Below are 20,138 nucleotides of genomic sequence, written 5' to 3' on the forward strand. Positions count from 1 at the left end.
CGAAGTCGATCGGCTTGCCGCCGGAGACCATCGGCTGGAGCGCACCGAGCGCCACATCGCCGTCCGCCTCGCGCTTGAACCAGATGTTCGGGAAGGCCAGGAAGCGGTGCCAGGCCACACCCATGTTGGTGTTGAGGCCGATGACGATCGCCCAGGTCATGGTGGTGCCGAGCTTGATCATCGCGAAGAGGTAGACGAGGTTCTGCAGCTCTGCCGTGCTGAGCCCGTCGAAGGCGGCGGTCAGCGGGTACGAGGCGAAGTACGCGGCCTCGTAGTGGCCGACGTGGTGCAGCGCGCCCTCGAGCCCGCGCAGGGCCATGATGCAGACACCGATGGTGAGGATGACGTACTCGACGAAGTACGCCTGCCAGGCCTTCGAGCCCGCGAAGCGCGACTTGCGGCCCGCACGGGAGGGCAGGCTCAGCAGCCGGATCGCCATCAGCACGAGGATGCCGACCGTCGTCCCGAGCGCGATGAACTCGGTGTAGACCTCGTAGGGCAGGAAGCCGCCGAGGACCGGCAGCGTCCAGTCGGCCTGGAAGAGCTGGCCGTACGCGGTGACGATCGTCAGGCCGAGGGTGAGGAAGCCGACAGCGACGAACCAGTGCGCCACGCCGACGACCCCCCACCGGTTCATCCGGGTGTGGCCGACGAATTCTTTGGCCAGGGTGAGGGTCCGCTGCTTCGGCTCGTCCGTACGGCTGCCGGCCGGAACCGGCTGGCCGAGCTTGATGAACCGGTAGATCTGCGCGAAAGCTCGGCCGGCGATCGCCACGCCGATCGCCGTGAGAACCAGCGACACGATGATCGCGGCAAGTTGCATGGGGGCTCCTCGAACCTGCGAGAGCGGTCTCGACTACAGGGTGACTCGACTACGAGGTGATCGACTGCAGGTGTTCGACTTTACACAGTTACTAAGCAGTAGCTTATTCGGTCTTTCCGAGATTACCCATGATTCCCGCGGCCCTGAACCCGGCCGGCCGGTGATCTGCGTCGCGCGACCGGGCCTCGCTTCCGCACGTCACCCCGGGCGGGGCGACGAACTCGGGCCGGGGCATGCCGAACCCAGCGCCGGGGCGACGCGATCAGTCCGTACTACGGAAAGCGTCCAGCTCACGCGTCCGCCTGCTTCTCCGCCCCCGCATCGGAGGCGGCGTCGCCACGCTCGTCGGCCTGCCAGGTGAGGACCTCGCCGGTCGTTCCGCCCGACCTGGCGTAGACGCCCGGGAAGACGCGTACCCGCCACGGTTCGAGCCTCAGCACCCCCCAGGCCGGGGAGTCGGGACCCTCCTGCCACATGGGGATGCTCGCCGGGTCGTAGCCGAGCGGCGGCGGCACCGACTTGAACCGGTCCCAGCCCTCCCGCCGGGACGCCTCGTCGAGCAGCAATTCCGCGCGGCACTCGGCGACGCACGTGTCATACGCCTCCACTCCGTCCCAGAAGTTGCACGACACATACGGATTGTTCTCCAGATGCGCGCGCTTCATCGGCGTCACCATGCTGCCCACCCAGCCGAGGAGGGACGTCCCGTCCCACTCCCACAGCGTGTGGACCATCCGCGAACGGGGCCGTCCCCGGCGATCCACCGTGGCGAGCGTGCAGTAGACCATCCGGTTCGCCATCTCGACGAACGCCGGGGCCACGGTGCGCAGTTCAGTCATGAGCGAGGATCTTAGTGAGGGAGCCGACCGGTCTTCGGATATTTTTGCGAGATGCGGCCCGGCGCCGGGAACCCGGGGGCGACGCCGCTGCGCGCACCGGACACCGATACACGGAGGACACCTTGAGTACGAGCCCGGTCACGCTGGACGACGTTCGCGACGCCGCCGCACAGATCAAGGGCGCGGCGCACCATACGCCCGTGCTGCGCTCCCGGACCATCGACCGGATGGTCGGGGCCGAGGTCTTCATGAAGTGCGAGAACTTCCAGCGCGTCGGCGCGTTCAAATTCCGCGGCGCCTACAACGCGATCTCCCGGCTCTCGCCCGAGCGGCTGCGCCGCGGGGTCGCGGCGTACTCGTCCGGCAACCACGCCCAGGGAGTCGCCCTCGCCGCACGGGAACTCGGCAGCAGCGCGGTCATCGTCATGCCCGAGGACACCCCGCAGGCCAAGATCGACGCCACGGCCGGATACGGCGCCGAGATCGTCACCTACGACCGTTTCACCGGCGACCGCGTCGCGATCGGCGGCAAGCTGGCCGCCGAGCGCGGTCTGACACTGATCCCGCCCTACGAGCACCCGCACATCATCGCCGGGCAGGGCACGGCCGCTCTGGAGCTGATCGAGGAGGTCGGCCCGCTCGATGCGCTGCTGACACCCGTCGGCGGGGGCGGGCTCATGGCCGGCTGCGCCACGGCGGCGACCGCGCTCAGCCCGGGTATCCGCATGATCGGTGTCGAGCCGGAGCAGGGGGACGACACCAAGCGCTCGCTGGAGGCCGGGCACCGGATCTCCATCCCGGTTCCCCGTACCATCGCCGACGGCCAAGCGGCCGAGATTCCGGGCGAGTTGACCTTCTCGATCAACCAGAGGCTCCTCGACGGCATCGTGCTGGTCAGCGACGAGGAGATCCTCGCGGGGATGAAGCTGGCCTTCGAGCGGCTGAAGATCGTGACCGAGCCCAGTGGCGCCACGCCGCTGGCCGCGCTTCTGTCCGGACGGCTCGACCCGCTGCCGGCCCGCATCGGCCTGGTGATCTCGGGCGGCAACATCGGGCTGCCGCGGTTCACCGAGCTGATGTCCGTCTCCGGCTGACCCCCACCGGACTCAGCTGATCCCGGCCGGGCTCCGGCCGACCTCCGGCTGACCTCGGCCGACCTCGGCTGGTCCCCGGCGGGCTCCGGCTGACCTCGGCTGGATCCGGCCGGCCTCCACCGGACTCAGCTGATCCCCGCCTGGCCCCAGAGCCGACCTCCGGCTGAACGCGGCTGATCCCCGCCGGGCTCCAGAGCCGACCTCCGGCTGAACTCGGCCGACCTCGGCTCGTCTCCGGCCGGCTCCGGCTGATCCCCGCGACGCCCTGGTCCCCGCGACGCCCAGGTCCCCGCGACACCTCCACGTCCCAAGGCGGGGACGGCCGCCGCCGACCCCCGCCCTCGCCGCTGGGAGGGTGGGGACGCGGCGAGGGCGGGGCGGGCCGCGGGCGGGGGAGAGGCGGCCCAGGAGATGAGTGAACCGCGCGGGCAACCCGTGCGGCAGGGTGTGAACGCACATTGATGCACGTGCTCGCTTCGCACCCCGTGTGCGGGGCCGCGCCCCCCGAGTGCGCTACCCCTGCGACCCCCTGCGACCCCCTGCGACCCCTGCGCTACCCCGCGATGAGCGCCGGAAGCTCGGCGAGGGAGCCGATCCGCCAGTCCGCGGCGGCCGCCCCGGAGCTGCCCGCCCACAGATGCCCCCAGGGGCCCCGCCGGATATGCGCGACACGCAGACCGGCGGCCTTCGCGGGCGCCACGTCATTGGCGGGGTGGTCGCCGACGTACACGGTCCGCTGCGGGTCGGCCTGCGCGAGGCCGATCACCCGGTCGAAGAACTCGGGCTCCGGCTTGGCGGCACCCCACTCCCCCGAGGTGGCGATCGCGTCGGCCGGAAGATCGAGCGCCCGCAGCAGCTCAGCGACCCGAGCGGTCTGGTTCCCCGCGACGACGACCCGTACCCCGGCCTGCCGCAGCTCGGCGAGGACCGGACGGACGTCGGGATACAGATCGATCTCCTCGAGCCGCTCCCCGCGCCCGGCGGCCTCTCGCGCCCGGTACTCGGCACCGATGTCGGCGCCGGGCTTGGCCAGCCGGATCGCGTCGGCGCTGTCCCGCCCCTGAGCGACGACCGCTCCGACGAGCGCGGCGAGGGTGTGGCGCGGAATGCCGAGCCAGTCGGCCCAGGACGCCCAGTAGCGGTCGTCGCGGACGATGGTTTCCCCGACATCGAATGCCACAGCCTCGATCATGCGGGCAGCCTACGGCGCCGCGGCGCGGCGCCCCGGCAGGTCCACGACGTCAGCCACAACAGCGCTGACGTTGTCGGGTCCGCCTTCCCGTATGGCCAGATTGATCAGTTCTCGGACCGCCTGCCCCGGGTCGGTGGCGGACCCCACCACGCCGTACACGTCCTCCGCGGCCACCACGGCGGACAGCCCGTCCGAGCACAGCAGATAGCGGTCGCCGGACCTGGCCTCGCGCAGCTCCAGCTCGGGTACGAAGGCGCCACCCGCGCCCATGGCGCGCAGGAGCAGCGACCGCTGGGGGTGCGAGGCGGCCTCCTCCGCCGTGATGCGCCCCTCGTCGACCAGCAGGCCGAGTTCGTCGTAGAGGCGCAGTGCCTTCGGCGTGAGCCGCGACGACCGCGCGAATTCTCCGATGGTCAGCAGCCCCATGCCCGCCCTCCTCATACCGGGCACGTCGCCCGGCCACCGCCGATGCTGAGGCTTGCCCCAAGGAGAAGGTCAAGCCAGTCCGGGCCGATCTGCCCGATCGGGATGCGTTCCGGCGCCTCGCGCAGCACCCTGGTCCTATGGCTGCCGAACACCCTCCCGTGATCGTGCACCCGCCCTCCCCCTCCGGCGGGCGGCGCATCACTGTGCACGGCCAGATCGTGGGGCTCGCCCATGGCCGCGGGGACGTGTGCGAGCTGATACGTGTGGCCGGGCTCGATCCGGCGGATGTCGCACTCGACGATCCGGCCGTCATCGAGTGGCGAGGCGGCGACCTGGACCACTGGCCGAGACCTACCGCGTAGCAGCGGAATCGCGTAGCAGCGGGCCGTACGGGACTTTATGTGGTGCACGTGGTGCATGTGGAGCACGTAGCGCACGGGGCACACCGCATTCGAACCTCCGCCTCCTACTGACCGGCCGGCCTCGTCGCCCGCCCCGTCGGCCCCGCCGGCCGGCACGCGGAACCTTCCCTGGAGTCTCGGGCACGCACTCGGCACCGGTCCCGGCTGGGCCATCTCCGAGGGGCGATAACCAACATCCGCGTTCTTCGACGGAACCTCCGCCATCTGGCCCGACGCACCGGCTCTGCGGGGAATCGCGACGCAACTGCTGGAAGCGGGACTGGGCCGAGGCCGGTATGCCGTCACGGCGGAGTCCGATGCGCCTTGCCGACCTCGCGTCCTTCGGCGGAGCGTTCGTCACCCATTCCCCGGGAATCATTCTCGTTACACGTAGCGACGACCGTCCTTGCGCGTCGACGGGAACTCATGAGAACGGTGTCGCGGGTGTACGAGTCCGTTCCCCGGGACGCGATCTGAGTCTTTCCCCGAACTTGCCGCCGACGGAACCCTGTTGGCAATCCGGGGCTGCCGCTTCGGCCGGAGCGGGTGGACCGCGGGGTATGCCGCGCCGAACTCCGGGAGTTCAACGGCAACCCCGACCACCGTCGGAGCACTCTCACCAAAGCACCCTCCCTGAGCGCTCGCCAAATCACCGTATATGGCGGCATTGCCGAATGGAGGAGAACAGGAGACTGCGCTTGGCACGTGCCAGGCGCATAGACATCCACACCTTCGGATCGAAGGGGGACTTGGCGGTTCGCACTAATGGACAGTCTGTTAATCTGCCACTTCCTGGACGTTCCTCCACCTGCCCGCCCTCCCCCCAGGCACCCGAAAGCTCACCGGGTGCAACGAGGTGTCCCGTACGTGTACAGAACTCCTTTTTCTCCCGTAGAGGCCAGAACAGCGCGTACCCGAATGGGTCTGACGACGGCTCAAGTCGCGCAGTCCATGGCCGCCTGCGGCGCCCCCGTACACCCCGGGCTGGTGGACGCGTGGGAGCAGGGAACGCACGTGCCGTCGGAGCCGGAACTCTTCGCGCTCGCCGATGTGCTGTGGTGCCCGGCGACCGCGCTCATGGGCGTCGAGCCGCGGACACTGGCCGAACACCGGCTGGCCCGGCAATTGAGCGTCGAGCGGCTGGCGCACCGAATCGGTATGGACCCGGCCGCTTACGAGGCGGCGGAGGCTGCGCAGCGCTGGGACGGCGACTACCGGCAGACGAAGACTCTCGTCGACGCGCTGGGGCTGTCCTTGCGCCAGTTGGTGGGAATCATGGGCCGGGTCGACGAACTGACCAAGCACCTACGGGCCGCTATCGACGGCCGCTGGAAATCGCATGTGGGACCGGTGACGGAGATCGTCACGGTCAACGAGACTCGGGTGAGCGACGCGCTGCGCACGATGCACGCGGAGTTCGCCGACTTCTCCGAGCGCTATATGGGTCATGTGGTCGCCCGGAGCGACGACTCCCGGCTCAAGGAGATCGCGGCCGAGCGCTCCGCGTATCTGCGTCGTCTGGTCGATCATTTCTGGGAGTTGATCGGCGAGGCGGGCGAAGTGCCGCCCTTCAATACGGTCGGCCCGTGAGCTGAGGGGTGACCGCGGTAACGGCGGAATCGACGGTTCGACTACGCGCCGGTATCCGCGATATCGACGGTATCCGCGCTGATGGGTGCCAACAGGCGCTGTCGGCAGGGCAACACCGAATGCGGGCCGGGGGCCGGGGAGGGTCCTGGATCCCTCCCCGGCCCCCGGCCCGCAACCATTTGAAACGGCCGTTTCAGCGGCCGTTTCTGCAGCCGTTTCAGCGAGGCGCGGCGCCGAGGTGGGGATCCACCGGCCCGTCCGGAGGGCCGTCCACCGCCCCGTCCGCCATACCGTCCGCCGTGCCGTTGCTCTCGTCCATGTCGTCCCAGTCGATCTCCATCGTCTTACGGCCCGTCAGGACATTGAAGAAAAGATTCAGCGTGATGGCGGTGAGACTGCCCATCGTGATTCCGCTGTCGAGGACCGCCTGAACGTCGTCCGGCATCCGGTCGAAGAACGGCTCGACCGTGGTGGGCAGCAGCGCCGCGCCCAGACTGACCGCCAGGATCAGGGCGTTGCGCTCCGTACGCAGGTCGACCTTGCCCAGGATCTGGATACCGACCGCGGCGACCATGCCGAACATCGCGATGGCCGCGCCTCCCAGCACCGGGTGCGGGACCGCGGCGACCAGGCTTCCCGCCTTCGGCAGCAGCCCCAGGATGATCATGAATACGCCGGCTGCCACCACCACGTACCGGCTCATGACCTTCGACATCCGCACCAGGCCGATGTTCTCGGCGAAGGCGACGTAGGGGAAGGAGTTGAAGACTCCGCCGAGGACGGTGGCGATACCGTCGGCGCGCAGGGCGCTGGCCACGGTGTCGTTGTCCACCTTCTTACGGGTGATCTCGCCGATGGCGTACACGTCGCCCGTCGTCTCCACCATGGTGATCAGCATGACCACGGCCATGGCGATGATCGGGAACAGCTCGAACTTCGGCATCCCGTAGTGGAACGGCGTGCTGACGCCGAGCCAGTCGGCGCTCTTGACCGCGTCGAAGTGCACATCGCCGAGGAGCCAGGCGACCGCGGTGCCGGCCACCAGGCCGAGCAGCACAGCGAGGCTGCTCAGGAACGGCTTGCCGATCCTGACCATGACGAGGATGAACAGCAGGGTGCCGAGGGCGTAGGCGAGGTTCTTGGGATCGCCGTACTCGGGCTTGCCGATCAGATGCGCGCCGCCCGCCGCGTCCTGCAGGCCCACCGGAAGCAGGGTGATGCCGATGATGGTGAGGACCGTGCCGATGACGATCGGGGGGAAGTACTTCACCAACTTGCTGAAGAAGGGGGCGAAGAGGAAGGTCGCTATGCCCGCCGTGATCACCGCGCCGTAGACCACCAGCAGACCGGCCGTCCCGCCGCCCGCGCCGATGCCTATGGCGATCATGGGCGATACGGCGGTGAAGGTGACGCCCTGCACCAGGGGCAGCCGCGCTCCGATCTTCCAGATGCCGAGTGCCTGGATGATCGAGGCGATGCCGCAGGTGAGGAGGTCCGCGTTGATCAGGTAGACGAGTTCCTCGTCCGAGAGCCCCAGGGCGTTGCCGAGGAGGATCGGGACGATAACCGCTCCCGCGTAGAACGCGAGGATGTGCTGGAAGCCGTAGAGAGACAGCTTCGTGAGGGGGAGCACCTCGTCGACGGGGTGCGTTCGCTGTCGGGAGACTCGTGCCATCTCTGCCTTGCCTTCGCGAGGTAGGTGAATGAGAGGGAGCCGACGCCGTCGTCCCGGGTCGGCAGGACGAAGGACGGCCGACCCGTTCGGAGCCGGCGTCTGCGGGATTGCCGACAGCCACTTCGCTCCGCGGTGCAATGCGTCCTGGATCGGCAGGACGTCCTTGGATCGGCGGAGCGGAGCCCCAAATGTCTCTGAGATCCGCAGGCGAAAGGCCGATCGCAGCGCTCACCCTAGATGAACGCCGCCTTTCCGCGCGAGTAACCGGAACGGCACACCGCACCGGCCCTCGGACCGCTCGTCCGGGCCGCTTTGGGAGTCCGCTTTGTGAGTCCGCCTTGCCGGCGTGTTCTGTCGGTCCGGCTCCGCCGGTCCGGCCGGACGGGAGGTCGGAAGTGTCGCGAGTCAGAGGTTGTTGAACGGCTCGGCGTACGCGAATTCGCCCCGCAGCGCGGGCTTGTACGCGGTCAGGATGCGGACCTGGAAGTACGTACCCCAAGCCGGGTCCGGCGGGGTGATGCGGTAGTCCGTACTGGGGCGGAAGCCGAAACGGCCGTAATAGGCGGGGCTGCCGAGAAGGGCGACAAGCTCTTCGCCCAGTGCGTCCGCCGCGCCGAGCACCGTGTGGACGAGCGCGAGGCCGACACCGCCCCGCTGGTGGTCGGGGTGAACGCTGAGCGGGCCGAGGCCCAGGGCCGGTGCGGCGTCGACATGCCCCCGGGTGCAGAGGACGTGCCCGATGACCTCGCCCCGGTCGCCGGTCGCCACGAGCGAGAGCGCAGGGAGCCAGGCGTCGCAGGAGCGCAGTTCGTCGAGGAGCGGGACCTCGACGGGAAGAGGGGTCTCGGGTTTGGCGAAAGCTGCTGCCGTGACGGCCCGTACGGAAGGGATGTCGGAGGGCATTTCGCGTCGGATCAGCACCAACGCAGTCTGGACAACCGGACTGTACCGCCGCAACCGAACACTCGGCGCGGCGGCGCGCTCAGCGCCCCACTCCCCACCGGCTCTCGGCATTGGCCTGGGCGACCTTGGCGTGCAGCCGCTCCTGGGCGCTGGCACGCCGTACGCACGCGGGGTCCGCTTCCCAGTCACGGCCACCGCCCATCGGGCGAAGCCGCACCCGCGGGCCCGCGGGCCCGATGACGACGCCGATCCGCTCCTCTTCGCTGTCCCACACCAGCGTGCCCACTTCCCACCGCTGCTCGCTCATGCCTGACTCCGGCGTGCCTCAGCAAGCGTGCGCGCCGGCGCCACGTTCACGCGACCCAGCTCTAACAGGCCCAGCTCGGACGACGGGGGATCCGGGGCGGGCGAAGGCGGGACGATGCCCGCGCTGTTGAGTGCGCCGCGAAGTTCACTCAGCTCGATTGCCGCCGTCTTCGTCTGTGCCGTGGCCCGTGGGGGTATTGCCATGAACACCACGCTACGGAGCTTGAGTTACCACCTCAACGAGTGTGTGCGAACTTGCACAGGATCACCCCAGCTCGCCAATGACTGACCTGGCCGGCGTCCGCCCCGCGGCCCTGTAACCCCGCCCGCAGAACTGCCGGGTACGCCGGGTACGCCGGGTACAGACCTACCCACGAGGCGACCAAGCCGCTTGCGCTGCGCTGCGGGTGGGGGCATCCGGGCTCCCCCTGGCCGACCCGGATCGTCCGCGATGAACCTCGGGAACGGATCAGAATTCGGTATCCATCGGTAGCCGCCGGACACCCGGAAGGTGCTCGTCGAGTTCCCCGGGCTCGAATCGGCACATGCCCACCACATGCCAGAACTCGCCCGCGATATCGCCGTCGTACTTGTAGCCGCCGGAGGGTTCCAGCGCTGCCCAGCCTCCCGTTACGCCGATCAGCGTGGCCCGCGGCGACGGCTCGCCGTCCGGGGGCACAGTCCACAGACGGACCGTGCCGTCCTCGCCGGCGCTGGCCAGCAGCGAGCCGTCCGGACTGAAGACGACGGCGAGGATCCGACCGGTGTGCCCGGCGAGCCGGCCGACCTCACGGCCGCCCAGCGGATCCCAGAGCCGCACCACCCGGTCGTCGCCTGCCGTGGCCAGCAGCGGGCGACTCGGGTGGACAGCGGCTGTCCACAGCCGGCCCGAGTGCCCCCGGAGCCGGTGCTGGAGCTTGCCGTCCCGCCAGACGATGGCCTCCCCGTCCCACGACGCACTCACCAGCCAGGAGTCGTCGGGCCCGTACGCCACCGCGTACACGCGGTCGGTGTGGCCCTCGAGTTCGGCGACGAGGCGGCTCTCCGTGATGTCCCACAAGCGTACGAACCGGTCGTCGCAGCCAGTGACCAACCGTGAGCCGTCCGAGCTGAACGCGATCGACCGGACCCGGCCCCGGTGCTCGGCGAGTGTGGTCACATGCGCACCCGTGCTCCGGTACCACAGCCGTACGGTGTCGTCGTCGTTCGCGGTGGCGAGGATCTCGCCGTCGCCGCTGAAGGCCTCGGCCCACACGTGGTCCGTCTCGGCGTTGATCTCGCGCTGGTACTCGCCGGTGAGCGCGTCCCACAGATAGACGTCGCCGTCACTGCTGGACGTGGCCAGCTGGCGCCCCTGTGGGACGAACACTCCGGAGACGAGACGGTCGTTGTGGCCGGAGAGCTCCTTGAACCGGCGGCCGGTCGCGGACTCCCACAGACGGACCACGCCGTCATTGCCGCACGCCGCCAGGTGAGCCCCGTCGGCGCTGAACGCCAGGCTGGCGACTCTCCGTCCGTGGCCCCGCAGAATGCGCCTGCCCTGACCGGTGGACGTGTCCCACAGCCGCACCACCCCGTCGTTGCCGATGGTCACCAGCACCGGGTCGGACTCCCGGGCACCGATGCGGCCGCGGGGGCGGAACCGGCAGGCCCAGACGGATCCTTGGTGGTCGGCGGGCTGCTGCCGCAGCGGGACCACCGACCAGCCCTCGGACCGCTGAGCCACGCGCCAGAGCCGGACCGCTCCGTCGCTGCCACCCGCGGCCAGCATGCTCCCCTCGGGGTCGAACACCACTTGGTACACGGCTCCGGCGCCCTCAGCCGGTGCTCCGGCGGGGATGCCGGTCACCGGGTCCCACAGCCGTACCTGCCCCGCGGTGTCGCCGCTGGCCAGAAGCCTGCCGCCGGGGTGGAAGTCCAGGGTGTAGACGCGCCCCCCGTGGCCGGTGAGCTCGTGCCTCAGCCGCTGCTCGGCCACGTCCCAGATCCGGACCGTGCCGCGGTCGTCATCGCCCATGTCGCCGGTGGCGAGGAGCGATCCGTCCGCGCTGAAGCGTGCACGGTACGCCGCCCCCCGATGTCCTTCGAGCTCGCCGAGGAGACGGCTGGAGCCGGTGTCCCACAGCCGTACGGCCCCGGCCGCGTCGCCGGTGGCGAGGGTGCGGCCGTCGGGGCTGAACGCCGCGGTGTAGACGGGCGCCGTGTGACCGAACAGCCGGTGCCTCGCCGTCCCGGTGTCCATATCCCACAGGGTGACCGTGCCCTCCGCGTCGCCGGTGGCGAGCTGCGCTCCGGACTGGTCCAGGGACACCGGCCACACTCCGCCGGGGTGCACATCCAGCCGGTGGAGACACGTACCGGAGACCGGGTCCCAGAGCCGCACGGTCCCGTCCGATCCGCCGGTGGCGAGCACACGGCCGCGGAACTTCACGGCATAGACCCGGCCCGTGTGTCCCTGGAGCGTGCGCACGGCCGTACCGGTGGCGGCGTCGCACACCAGGACACCGCCGTCTTCACTGCCCACGGCGAGCAGTTCGCCGTCGGGGCTGTAGGAGACCGGCTCGGGCAGCCTGCTGGCGCGCATGTCGAAGCCGTACGGAACACCGACCGCGGAGGGGCGGAATCCGGCTTGGACGGGCATACCGGGGGCGACTGCGGCGGAACGCAGTTCCGGCGTGTCCAGCGTGGCCTGGTCGGTGACCGCACTGATGAGAGCGGCCCGGTGCCAATGGCTCCCGGCGACCCGGGCACCGCGCAGGTCGGCCCGGATCAGCCGGGCCATGCGCAGGTCGGCGCCGCGCAGGTCCACGTCGGTGAGGTTCGCATCGTCGAGACGGGCCCCGGCGAGGCGTGCGTCACGCAGGACCGCTCCGGAGAAGTCCGCACCGACGAGGCTGGCGTCGGTGAGATCGGCACGGGTCAGGTCGACACCGGAGAAGTCGCGGTAGGAGAGGTCCTCTCCGGCGAGGACGGCACCCCGCAGATCCGTGTGAGCCGGCACCCGCAGCCTGCTGAGGACCTTGACCGCGTTCGCCCGGACGACTTCGTCGTCCTCTCGGGCGCCTCCTTCCCCGGCAGTGCTGTCGGCCAGCACCCGTTCGGCCCATTGCTGGCAGGTGCGGTGGTCGGCGAGATCGCACAGGAACTCGACCGCCAGCTGACTCAGCGGGCGACGGGAGAGCAGGCTGCCCTCTCCCGTGTCGCCGTCACCCAGACGTGCCGCGGCCTCGCGAGCCACCAGCCACTCGACCACGGACCCGTGGATGAACTGGAACAACCCGTCATCAGTACGTAACAGCAGACTGCCGGACCCGACAGCGTGCGCGGCCTGCGGCACGGACAGCCTGCTGTCCGCGAGGCCCATCAACGCCTCGCCCACATCGTTGAGTTCGTCCAGACGCAGCGCGCTCCGACCGCTCTCCCAGAGGCGCACCGCAAGGGTCGTCACCCCGCGCCAGAGCTGACGCAGACTCAGCCTGGGAGTGCTGCCGGGGCCTCCGTGCGCGCGTCGCTCCTCGTACTGCAGCCAGGAGGTGAACACCTCCTCGTAAAGCCCCGCGGGGCTGAGGGCCCGGCCGGCGCCCGCGACCGCGCGCAGCCGCTCGTGGTCGAGGTCGGCGACAAAGCTGAGGAGGCGCGGGTTGCGGCACATGGCGAGCAGGTCGGGGATCTGTTCGAGCAGCTGCACCCGGCGGTCGGCGGCCTGCTCGTCCCCGTAGCGGTTCACCAGGTACGTGCGGATCTGCCGCGGCGAGAACTCCTGGACGGCCAGGACACGGCGCTGCGGGAGCAGCCCGACCCGTTCGCCGAGCGCGGTCAGCACCTGCGCCTGTGACCTGAAGTGCTGAGTTCGGCTGCTGACCACGATCTTGGCGCTGTCCACCGCGGCGTCGAGCAGCATCTGCAGGTGCTCGGCAGCGCGGTCGTAGCTGACCTGGTTGACCAGTTCGTCGAACCCGTCGAAGAGCAGGACGATGCGGCCCTGCCTGAGCATGTACCTGAAGGCACGCAAATCGATGGTGTCGACGCCGTGGCTCGCCAGGTGGGCGGCGACCAGGCCGTCGAGGGTGTGGGCCTTGTCGAGGGCGCTCAACTCGATCAGCAGCGGCACCACCTGGGGGAGTTCCTCGGGGAGGCGGCGGGCCAGCTCGCGCAGGGCGAAGGTCTTGCCGTGACCGAAGTCGCCGAGAAGCAGTACGAAGCGGCCGTGGTCGGCGTCGAGCAGCCGCAGCATGTCCTCGACGAGCCCGTCACGCTCCACTCCTCCGGGCCGTTCGATCTCGCGGTAACGCTGCGGCAGGTAGAGGCTCGGCTGGTACTGGACGTCCGTAGCCAGCCGCGTGGTCTGGAGCGCGACATAGCCGCGCAGGTCCAGCAGCCCCTGGAACTCGGTGAAGCTGCGGATGCGGACTCCGCGGCGGCGGGCTCGCTCGCGGAGTTCGCGCGACGGCGGCGGGCCGTCGTGGACGAGTTCGGCATCGGGTTCGGTGTCGGAGGCGTGGACGTGATCGATGAAGCGATCGACCTCATCCGCCTGCGGGGTGCCGACGCAGACGGCCACCCGCTGCTGGCGCACGAACTCGGATTCCGTCCAGGTGACCAGCAGTTGCGGCACAGCGCCGGGAATGCGTCGCAGCTGGGTTCCCTCGTGGCGGGTACGGCAGACTTCGGCGACACGGGCGATCAGCGCGTCGAGCGGGTCCTCGACGGTGCGGGAGGCCTCGAGTGCGGGATTCGCCGCATCGGCGTCGCCCGTGACGGCCTCGGCGACCGCGGGAGCTTCGCCGCCGGGGGCGTTCGACAGCGCCGGCACCCCGAAGACGCGGTGACCGCTGCGCCATTCGGTCTCGTACTGCCGCGGTTCCCTGTCGGAGCGTTCCGGCCAGCGGGTGAGTCCGTCACGGGTGATCCGGAGCAACTGGTGCCGGGCCGGGGCCGCGGCGCCGAAGACCGGCAGCTCGCCGGAGGTGAGGGACAGCGCGGAGGCGGTGGGCGCGGCCGACGCGGCACGCGGGTTCCCTGCGGGTCCGTGCAGCAGGAGGTCCAACCGGGGCCCGGTGAGCCGAGCGAGCACGTCGCGGTCACGCACCGGTGCGGTGCCCTGCGCGGGTTCGTACCCGCGCCCGTGGCGGAGGCTCCGTTCCGGGCTCGTGGCAGTGCCGGTCCGGTCGCCGGCATCGAGCGGCCGGTCCGCGTCCACCGGGTGCCGGAGGGCACCGATCCGCAGCCAGCCCTCCTGCTCGTACGGGCGCAGCGCCTGCGCGAACCAGGCCGCCTGCTCGGGACCGAGGGAACCGTACTGATCGTCCGGCCTGTGGCTGTAAGCCATCGAGGAGTTGAGCCCCGCGACGACGGTGTGCAGATCGGCGACGGGGAACAGGCTCCAGGGCTGGTCGCTGTCGAAGACGACATCGAGTCCTTGGTAGAGCTCCTGGAACAGCCGGGCGTAGTGGCGCCACTTGGGCCAGTAGGGCGGCATGGGCTGCATCTCGTCGGCTTCGCAGGTGCTGAAGTAGGCACGGCAGGCCGCCTGGCTGACGTCCTGTCCGCCCGGTACGACGGCGAGCCGGTCGGGGTCGAGCCCGAGTCGCGATCTCAGTCCCGTGAGGAAGGTGAGAGCCTGCTCGCACTCCCGCGGGCTGCCAGACGCGGTGAGGTCGCCGGTGACGACGAGCAGGTCAGGCTCGGGCGCCCCGGAGTCGGTGAGTTCGACCAGATCGCCCCAGATGGCCGCCTGGAGTGCGGCCGGGTCGGCACCGCGCCCGAAGCACGGCCCGGCGAGGTGGAGTACGGAGATGGCTTCCCTGGCCTGGTTCGCCTCGGCGGCCTGCGGGTAGCGGGGCGGGACGGCGGGACGCCGGCGTCCCGCCCAGCCCGGTCGGCCGGGCGTCCGGTTGGACAGTGGTCGCGGGATGCTGGGTGTGGCGACGGGGGAGACCGACGGTCCGCCGGGGAAGCCGGGGCGCGCTGTGGGCCGGGCTCTGCCCTCGAGCGCCTGTCCGACGCGGGTGAGCAGCAGGTCGCGTGCGGCGGAAGTGTCACTCACCCCCACCAGATCGACGTAGGTGATCGTGGCGAGCAGGCCCTCGACCGGGATGTCCTCGGTGCGGACCGTGATCAGCCTGCGCTCCGGGGTGTCGGGGTCGGCCCGCAGCGCGGCCTGCCACTCCATGCGCCCGTAGCGGGAGCGTTCGTAGTTCCGGGACAGCACGGCGATGACCGCCGCGGACTCGCTGACGCCGCGGTCCATGAAATCGACGAAATTCGTCCCGGCCACGAAGTCCCAGGCCTGCACAACGGTTCGGTAGCCGGCCTCCTCCAGCGTCCAGGCGATCCATGAGGCCCATCGCTCGTCGGCCGGTGAGTAGCTGATGAAGAAGTCCAACAGCGGTGTTTCCCCCGTGAGTTCCTGGCGAGCGACCATGACGACCATCCTATGGAGCAGATCGCCCGTGGTCACCGCCTTCATACGAATGGTGTGCAATGCTTTGCGGGTGCCTGCCGCCATACAACGTCTGCATGTGCTGGACTGGTTGGCCGGGGGGGTGCTGGCCTGCGGTCTGCTCTGCCTTGCCACGGGGCTTCTTCCAACGGAGCCGGCCGGGGACGCCATGCTCCGCATCGCCCCGCTGCTCGCGTTCCTGGGTACGGTGATCGTGCTCGCCGAACTGACCAGCACGGCTGAGGTGTTCGACGTGGTCGCCTCGGGTGTGGCGCGCGCCGGGCGAGGCAGCTACGCCGCGCTGTTCGTGCTGTGCGTGGTCTTCGCCTCGGTCACGACGATCACGCTGAACCTCGACACGACCGCGGTGTTGCTCACCCCCGTCATGCTGGCACTCGCCACGCGGGTGGGGATCGCGCCCGTGCCCCTGGCCATGACGACGGTGTGGCTGGCCAATACGGCGAGCCTGCTGCTGCCCGTGTCCAACCTGACGAATCTGCTGGCAGCGGATCGTGTCGCCCTCTCCCCCACCGGTCTGGCCGCGAAGATGTGGCTGCCTCAACTGGCGGCCATCGCGGTCACCATGGTCTGTCTGTGGCTGTTCTACTGGCGCAGCGGCAGACGTGGCGTGGACGTGTACACGCCTCCCGCGGTACACCGGCCTGCGGACCGTACGCTGTTCCGCGTGTGCGGGCTCGCCTGCCTGGGCTTTCTGCTGGTCATCCTGATCGCCGACGTCCCGCTGTGGACGGCGTCGGCCGCGGCCGCCGGGGTCACCGTGGTGGCTTTCGCGGTGCGCAGGCGGTGCGCCCTACGGCTGTCTCTGGTGCCGTGGCGGCTGCTGATCCTGGTCCCGGGGCTGTTCCTGGTCGTGGAGACGGTCAATGTGAACGGGCTGCACGACATACTGTCGTCCGCCATCGGCCCGGACGGCGGGCTGTTCGGCATGTTCCGTGCCGCGGCGGTCGGCGGGGGGCTGTCCAACGTACTCAACAACCTCCCCGTCTACCTGGCCGGGGAATCGGCGGTACCGGCGGGGAACCATGAGCAGTTGCTGGCCCTGCTCATCGGGACCAACGTCGGTCCGGTGGTGACGCCTTGGGCCTCGCTGGCCACACTGCTGTGGTTCGAGCGCTGCCATGCTCAGGGCGTCAAAGTCTCGTTGAAGAGTTTCATGGGCACCGGGGCCGTGCTCGCGGTCGTTGCCGTGCTGGCCTCCACCACGGCGCTCGCGGTGACCGGGTGAGGCTCAGCTCATGTCTCAGCGCACGCCGATGGCTGTGCTCCCCCGGACCAGGTCCAGCAGATACGGCATGTCCTCCGGTCGTCCGGCGACGAAGCTGCGGTCGGTGTCGGGGCCGATGACGCCGGGGCGGAACGGACCGCCGTCGAGGGCCCGGATCTCCAGACCCGCCTCCGCGGCGAGCAGGGCACCCGCGGGCAGATCGATGGCCTCCGCCCGGTAGCCGACGAAGCCGTCGATGTCTCCGCGGGCGAGCATGGACCAGGTTAGGAGGGGCGCCCACAGCTGGAGCAGGCGCCGGGAGCGGACTTCCAGAACCTCCTTGAGGGCCCCCGCCGTGGGGTCGTCGCGGGCGACCGCGTGCCCCTGAGTCCAGGCGAGCAGCGGCCCGGCGGGCGACAGCGGGCGCCCGGGTCCTGTCATCCGGCCGTGGGGTCCGTACGCGCCGCAGCCGGCGAGGGCAGTCCACGTCCTGTCGGTGACCGGGTCGTGCACGACGCCGACAACGGGCGCGTCGTCGACACACAGGGCGATCCCGACCACATATGCGGGGAGGCCGATGACGACGTTGTTGCTGCCGTCGAGTGGATCGACCAGCCAGGTGCGGGACGTCCCCTGACTGCCGTCTTGATCGCCGTCCAGGGTGCCGGCCTCTTCGGCGAGGATCCGGTCCTGTGGAAAGTGCTCCCGGATCCGCCGCACGACAAGGTGTTCAGCCATCAAGTCGAGGTCGGTGACCACGTCTCCGTCGTCACCCTTCGCCCGAACGCCGTAGTCGTCCTGGAAGCCGGAGCGCAACAGCGCGCCTGCTTCCCGTGCGGCGTCGACGGCCAGCCGCCGCTCGGCGGCGAACCGCTCCGCCGGGTCATCGGGGTCGAGGCGCATGAATCCTCCTGAGGACCGTCCGGGCTGTCCGGGCGGTCTGTCCGGCATCGCATGTCTGTCGTACCACCTGGTGGACGGTGCCATGCACCGGCCCGAGGGACAGGTCGGAGCGTCCGGGAAGAGAACGGCCGAGCACCAGCGTGGCAGCGGCGCTGCCCTGCGGGACGACGGTCGCGTGGAACTCGCCCGCCGGAAGCGTATAGATCTCGCCTCGCGCGCTGGTCTGTTCGGGTCCTGGTTCGCAGCTCACCAACCGCGAAGTCGGCCGAATATCGTCCAGCCCCGAGGGGCTGCTGCGCACCTCGAACACCCGGTGGGTGGGCTCCTCGGGCTGCTCCAGCACCCGTACGCGCAGGTTTCCCACATCCCCGTACAGCACACAGCTGGTCAGCTCCCAGCTGTGTGAGTGCACGGGTGAGGTGGTCAGGTCTGCTGCCATTTCACTCGCTGCGGTGTCGAAGGCGTGCACGCAGACCCCCCGGTCGCCCTCACGCTGCACCGGGAAGCAGAGAAAACCGAGCGGGTGCCGGACGGCCCGCAGCCCGAGCCGGCCGGACGCTATCTCCTCAAGGGCTGAGGAGGCCGTGTCGAAGAGCTCTGCGGCAGTCCCCTCCCGGTTCATGGTCTGTTCGAGCAGTCGATGGTCCACGAGGCTTCGCACTCGGCGGTTCACCTCCGGTACGGGTTCTCCGCGCGCAGCGCCTTGTCGATGACTTCGCTGACGTCCCTGTCCGTGAAGGAGGTCGGAAGCGGTAGTCCGAGCTCTTCGAAGAGCCGGTAGGCCTCGTCGACCGTCGGCTCCTCACTGAGCGGTACGGTGCGGCGCAGGTCGAGAGTGACCGCCTGTTCCCGGCTCTGATGGAGCTCGGTGACGTAGTAGTCGTAGAGCGGCCGGTCCCGTTCCACCAGCAGGTTGACCCGTCGGGGGTCGTCCTGAGTGATGATCAGGCAGGACGCCGAAAGGTCGAAGCGCAGCGTCGGCACGACCGACGACAGGTGGACGTCGATCTCCAGAGTGTCGAGCCGCTGCCGGTGCCAGCAGGCGGCGAGCACCGTCGCGAACGACTCCTTGCGGGTCCGGTCCGCGCTCCAGCTGTCGGGCGGCACAACGTCCAGCCGGTGGGCGAATGTCTGCCGGAAGCGTGCGTACGCGGCGCATGCCTGCTCGTCGGCCGGGTTGACGATATCGATCTTGACGGTGAGGGAGCGACGTTGAAGCTGCGCCTCCCGAATGCAGACCGGAAGGGTAACCGCACGCAGATAGGTCCCGGTGCCGCCCTTGAACACCCAGCGGTCGGTGTTGCGACGCGCGTGGTCCAGAGCCTGTTCGAGCTCGGCCCCGGTCAACGAGCGCACCATGGTGAGGTCCTCGAGCGCATGGCGTGTCCCGGAGGTCGCCAGCCGGATGTCCGCGACACGGCGCCTGCGCTCGGTCAGCGTCCCGAAGACCAGCGCGGCGAGCACGAGCAGTGTCGCTCCGGAGGTGACATGGTCTGGAAGGTTGTCGAAGACATCGAGAAGACCGATGACCAGAGCGGCGCCCAGGGCCACGATGCTGTCAAGATTCCGGAGGGTCCAGGCGACCCCCTCCTCGATTCCGCGCCTCGTCTGTGCAGTCCTGCCTGCCACGCAAACAACCTCTCCCCCGGGTACTGGGCAATCGTAGGAGTGGACCGAGGTCAGCGGCCAGGAATTCCGATCGCGACGGTGCTTTCTGCGCCACTCGCAACGGCTCCGACCGAGCCACCCGCGCAGCGCCACGCGGACATCTCGCCGCTCGTGGCCTCGCTTCGGGGCGCCCTCCCGGCCCCGGCTCCCGCCGAAGCCATCCGCATCGTCACCGGCTCCGCCGACGCTTATGCCCCCGGGCCGCTTGACGGCAGAGCGTGACGCCGGCAGAAATTCGGTCGGGTCCACGCGGGCATTGATCTCGAAAAAGGCCCACCCTCCGCCGGCCCCGAGATGCTGCGTTCACGATCAACCGGGCGCCTGCCAGCTGTGGGCGGTGGGGAAGCCGCGCTCGCGCTCCAGGCGGCGCCAGCGGGCGGTGCTGCGGTGCGGGCGGGCGGCCGCACCGCGGTGGTGGTTGGTGCCGGCGGCGGCGCGGGCGAGAAGGACGGCGGTGAGGGCCGCGAGCTCCTCGGGTTCGGCGTGGCCCTTCTCAACGCGCAGAAGGTTCTCGGGGCTCATGTCGGTTCTCCGTTACTGCCGTTACTGCGGGGGGTTGCCGTGCTTGCGGGAGGGCAGGCTGGCGTGCTTGGACCGCAGCATCGCCAGGGAGCGGATCAGGACGGAGCGGGTCTCGGTGGGGTCGATGAC

General features: G+C 69.9%; 16 protein-coding genes and 1 pseudogene. 4 read left to right on the forward strand and 13 right to left on the reverse strand.

The genetic code is table 11. The features are described from left to right. Together ABZW18_RS30995 and ABZW18_RS31000 are read right to left on the reverse strand one after the other, a co-directional pair. Nucleotides 1-823: pseudogene (locus ABZW18_RS30995) on the reverse strand (Fe-S oxidoreductase); the annotation flags it as partial. A 290-nt stretch (nt 824-1,113) separates the two neighbouring features. Continuing rightward, a complete protein-coding gene (locus ABZW18_RS31000) occupies nt 1,114-1,662 on the reverse strand; it encodes a pyridoxamine 5'-phosphate oxidase family protein (RefSeq protein WP_356193930.1) in 549 nt (182 codons plus the stop codon). Nucleotides 1,663-1,784: 122 nt separating this feature from the next. Here ABZW18_RS31000 and ABZW18_RS31005 point away from each other — a divergent pair, with 122 nt between their 5' ends. Further along, entirely contained in the window at nt 1,785-2,756 is a 972-nt protein-coding gene (locus ABZW18_RS31005; RefSeq protein WP_356193933.1) for a pyridoxal-phosphate dependent enzyme, read from the forward strand. Between the two features lie 553 nt (nt 2,757-3,309). Here ABZW18_RS31005 and ABZW18_RS31010 read toward each other — a convergent pair. Beyond that, the gene (locus tag ABZW18_RS31010) at nt 3,310-3,948 is read right to left on the reverse strand and encodes an HAD family hydrolase (protein WP_356193935.1); all 639 of its coding nucleotides are present in this window, start codon (nt 3,946-3,948) and stop codon (nt 3,310-3,312) included. 9 nt (nt 3,949-3,957) lie between these two features. Continuing rightward, nucleotides 3,958-4,374, reverse strand: a complete 417-nt coding sequence (locus ABZW18_RS31015) for a hypothetical protein (RefSeq protein ID WP_356193937.1) — start codon at nt 4,372-4,374, stop codon at nt 3,958-3,960. A 137-nt stretch (nt 4,375-4,511) separates the two neighbouring features. Between ABZW18_RS31015 and ABZW18_RS31020 the strand changes: the two genes are divergently transcribed. Both ABZW18_RS31020 and ABZW18_RS31025 read left to right on the forward strand, forming a co-directional pair. Continuing rightward, nucleotides 4,512-4,736 carry a hypothetical protein gene (locus ABZW18_RS31020; protein WP_356193940.1) on the forward strand — a complete coding sequence of 75 codons (225 nt, stop codon included), beginning with the start codon at nt 4,512-4,514 and terminating at the stop codon, nt 4,734-4,736. A 957-nt stretch (nt 4,737-5,693) separates the two neighbouring features. Further along, nucleotides 5,694-6,365, forward strand: coding sequence for a transcriptional regulator (locus ABZW18_RS31025; protein ID WP_356193943.1), 672 nt, complete (start codon nt 5,694-5,696; stop codon nt 6,363-6,365). Nucleotides 6,366-6,582: 217 nt separating this feature from the next. On the opposite strand, the gene ABZW18_RS31030 is transcribed toward ABZW18_RS31025, so the two are convergent. The 5 genes from ABZW18_RS31030 to ABZW18_RS31050 all read right to left on the reverse strand — a co-directional run bounded on the left by ABZW18_RS31030 (nt 6,583) and on the right by ABZW18_RS31050 (nt 15,673). Further along, nucleotides 6,583-8,040: a nucleobase:cation symporter-2 family protein gene (locus ABZW18_RS31030; RefSeq protein WP_356193945.1), complete on the reverse strand. Its 1,458-nt coding sequence runs from the start codon at nt 8,038-8,040 to the stop codon at nt 6,583-6,585. Nucleotides 8,041-8,445: 405 nt separating this feature from the next. Continuing rightward, nucleotides 8,446-8,961, reverse strand: a complete 516-nt coding sequence (locus ABZW18_RS31035) for an N-acetyltransferase (protein WP_356193947.1) — start codon at nt 8,959-8,961, stop codon at nt 8,446-8,448. Between the two features lie 61 nt (nt 8,962-9,022). Further along, complete coding sequence (locus tag ABZW18_RS31040) at nt 9,023-9,250, reverse strand: hypothetical protein (RefSeq protein ID WP_356193948.1); 228 nt, start codon at nt 9,248-9,250, stop codon at nt 9,023-9,025. After that, nucleotides 9,247-9,453: a hypothetical protein gene (locus tag ABZW18_RS31045; RefSeq protein WP_356193951.1), complete on the reverse strand. Its 207-nt coding sequence runs from the start codon at nt 9,451-9,453 to the stop codon at nt 9,247-9,249. Before ABZW18_RS31045 ends, ABZW18_RS31040 begins: the two co-directional genes overlap by 4 nt. 265 nt (nt 9,454-9,718) lie before the next feature. Next, nucleotides 9,719-15,673: a TIR domain-containing protein gene (locus ABZW18_RS31050; protein WP_356193952.1), complete on the reverse strand. Its 5,955-nt coding sequence runs from the start codon at nt 15,671-15,673 to the stop codon at nt 9,719-9,721. Nucleotides 15,674-15,722: 49 nt separating this feature from the next. Between ABZW18_RS31050 and ABZW18_RS31055 the strand changes: the two genes are divergently transcribed. Then, nucleotides 15,723-16,937 (forward strand): SLC13 family permease, encoded by a 1,215-nt coding sequence (locus ABZW18_RS31055; protein ID WP_356193963.1) that lies wholly within the window; start codon nt 15,723-15,725, stop codon nt 16,935-16,937. 15 nt (nt 16,938-16,952) lie between these two features. Here the strand turns inward: ABZW18_RS31055 and ABZW18_RS31060 are convergent, their stop codons facing one another. The 4 genes from ABZW18_RS31060 to ABZW18_RS31075 form a co-directional block, all read right to left on the reverse strand. Beyond that, a complete protein-coding gene (locus tag ABZW18_RS31060) occupies nt 16,953-17,819 on the reverse strand; it encodes an inositol monophosphatase family protein (RefSeq protein WP_356193955.1) in 867 nt (288 codons plus the stop codon). Further along, nucleotides 17,800-18,480: a hypothetical protein gene (locus tag ABZW18_RS31065; RefSeq protein ID WP_356193957.1), complete on the reverse strand. Its 681-nt coding sequence runs from the start codon at nt 18,478-18,480 to the stop codon at nt 17,800-17,802. The genes ABZW18_RS31060 and ABZW18_RS31065 overlap by 20 nt, the downstream gene beginning before the upstream one ends. A gap of 8 nt (nt 18,481-18,488) precedes the next feature. Next, nucleotides 18,489-19,448 (reverse strand): hypothetical protein, encoded by a 960-nt coding sequence (locus ABZW18_RS31070; RefSeq protein ID WP_356193959.1) that lies wholly within the window; start codon nt 19,446-19,448, stop codon nt 18,489-18,491. Between the two features lie 348 nt (nt 19,449-19,796). Further along, the gene (locus ABZW18_RS31075) at nt 19,797-20,009 is read right to left on the reverse strand and encodes an acyl-CoA carboxylase epsilon subunit (protein WP_356193960.1); all 213 of its coding nucleotides are present in this window, start codon (nt 20,007-20,009) and stop codon (nt 19,797-19,799) included. Between the last annotated feature and the right edge of the window lie 129 nt (nt 20,010-20,138).

This window comes from Streptomyces sp. NPDC004647, assembly GCF_040609575.1.
Lineage (GTDB): Bacteria > Actinomycetota > Actinomycetes > Streptomycetales > Streptomycetaceae > Streptomyces.

Excerpts from the sequence above, each read along its gene's own strand:
- ABZW18_RS31000 (WP_356193930.1), bottom strand. The coding sequence starts at position 1,662 with ATGACTGAACTGCGCACCGTGGCCCCGGCGTTCGTCGAGATGGCGAAC.
- ABZW18_RS31010 (WP_356193935.1), bottom strand. The coding sequence starts at position 3,948 with ATGATCGAGGCTGTGGCATTCGATGTCGGGGAAACCATCGTCCGCGAC.
- ABZW18_RS31015 (WP_356193937.1), bottom strand. The coding sequence starts at position 4,374 with ATGGGGCTGCTGACCATCGGAGAATTCGCGCGGTCGTCGCGGCTCACG.
- ABZW18_RS31020 (WP_356193940.1), top strand. The coding sequence starts at position 4,512 with ATGGCTGCCGAACACCCTCCCGTGATCGTGCACCCGCCCTCCCCCTCC.
- ABZW18_RS31025 (WP_356193943.1), top strand. The coding sequence starts at position 5,694 with ATGGGTCTGACGACGGCTCAAGTCGCGCAGTCCATGGCCGCCTGCGGC.
- ABZW18_RS31030 (WP_356193945.1), bottom strand. The coding sequence starts at position 8,040 with ATGGCACGAGTCTCCCGACAGCGAACGCACCCCGTCGACGAGGTGCTC.
- ABZW18_RS31040 (WP_356193948.1), bottom strand. The coding sequence starts at position 9,250 with ATGAGCGAGCAGCGGTGGGAAGTGGGCACGCTGGTGTGGGACAGCGAA.
- ABZW18_RS31045 (WP_356193951.1), bottom strand. The coding sequence starts at position 9,453 with ATGGCAATACCCCCACGGGCCACGGCACAGACGAAGACGGCGGCAATC.
- ABZW18_RS31050 (WP_356193952.1), bottom strand. The coding sequence starts at position 15,673 with ATGGTCGCTCGCCAGGAACTCACGGGGGAAACACCGCTGTTGGACTTC.
- ABZW18_RS31055 (WP_356193963.1), top strand. The coding sequence starts at position 15,723 with ATGGTGTGCAATGCTTTGCGGGTGCCTGCCGCCATACAACGTCTGCAT.
- ABZW18_RS31060 (WP_356193955.1), bottom strand. The coding sequence starts at position 17,819 with ATGCGCCTCGACCCCGATGACCCGGCGGAGCGGTTCGCCGCCGAGCGG.
- ABZW18_RS31075 (WP_356193960.1), bottom strand. The coding sequence starts at position 20,009 with ATGAGCCCCGAGAACCTTCTGCGCGTTGAGAAGGGCCACGCCGAACCC.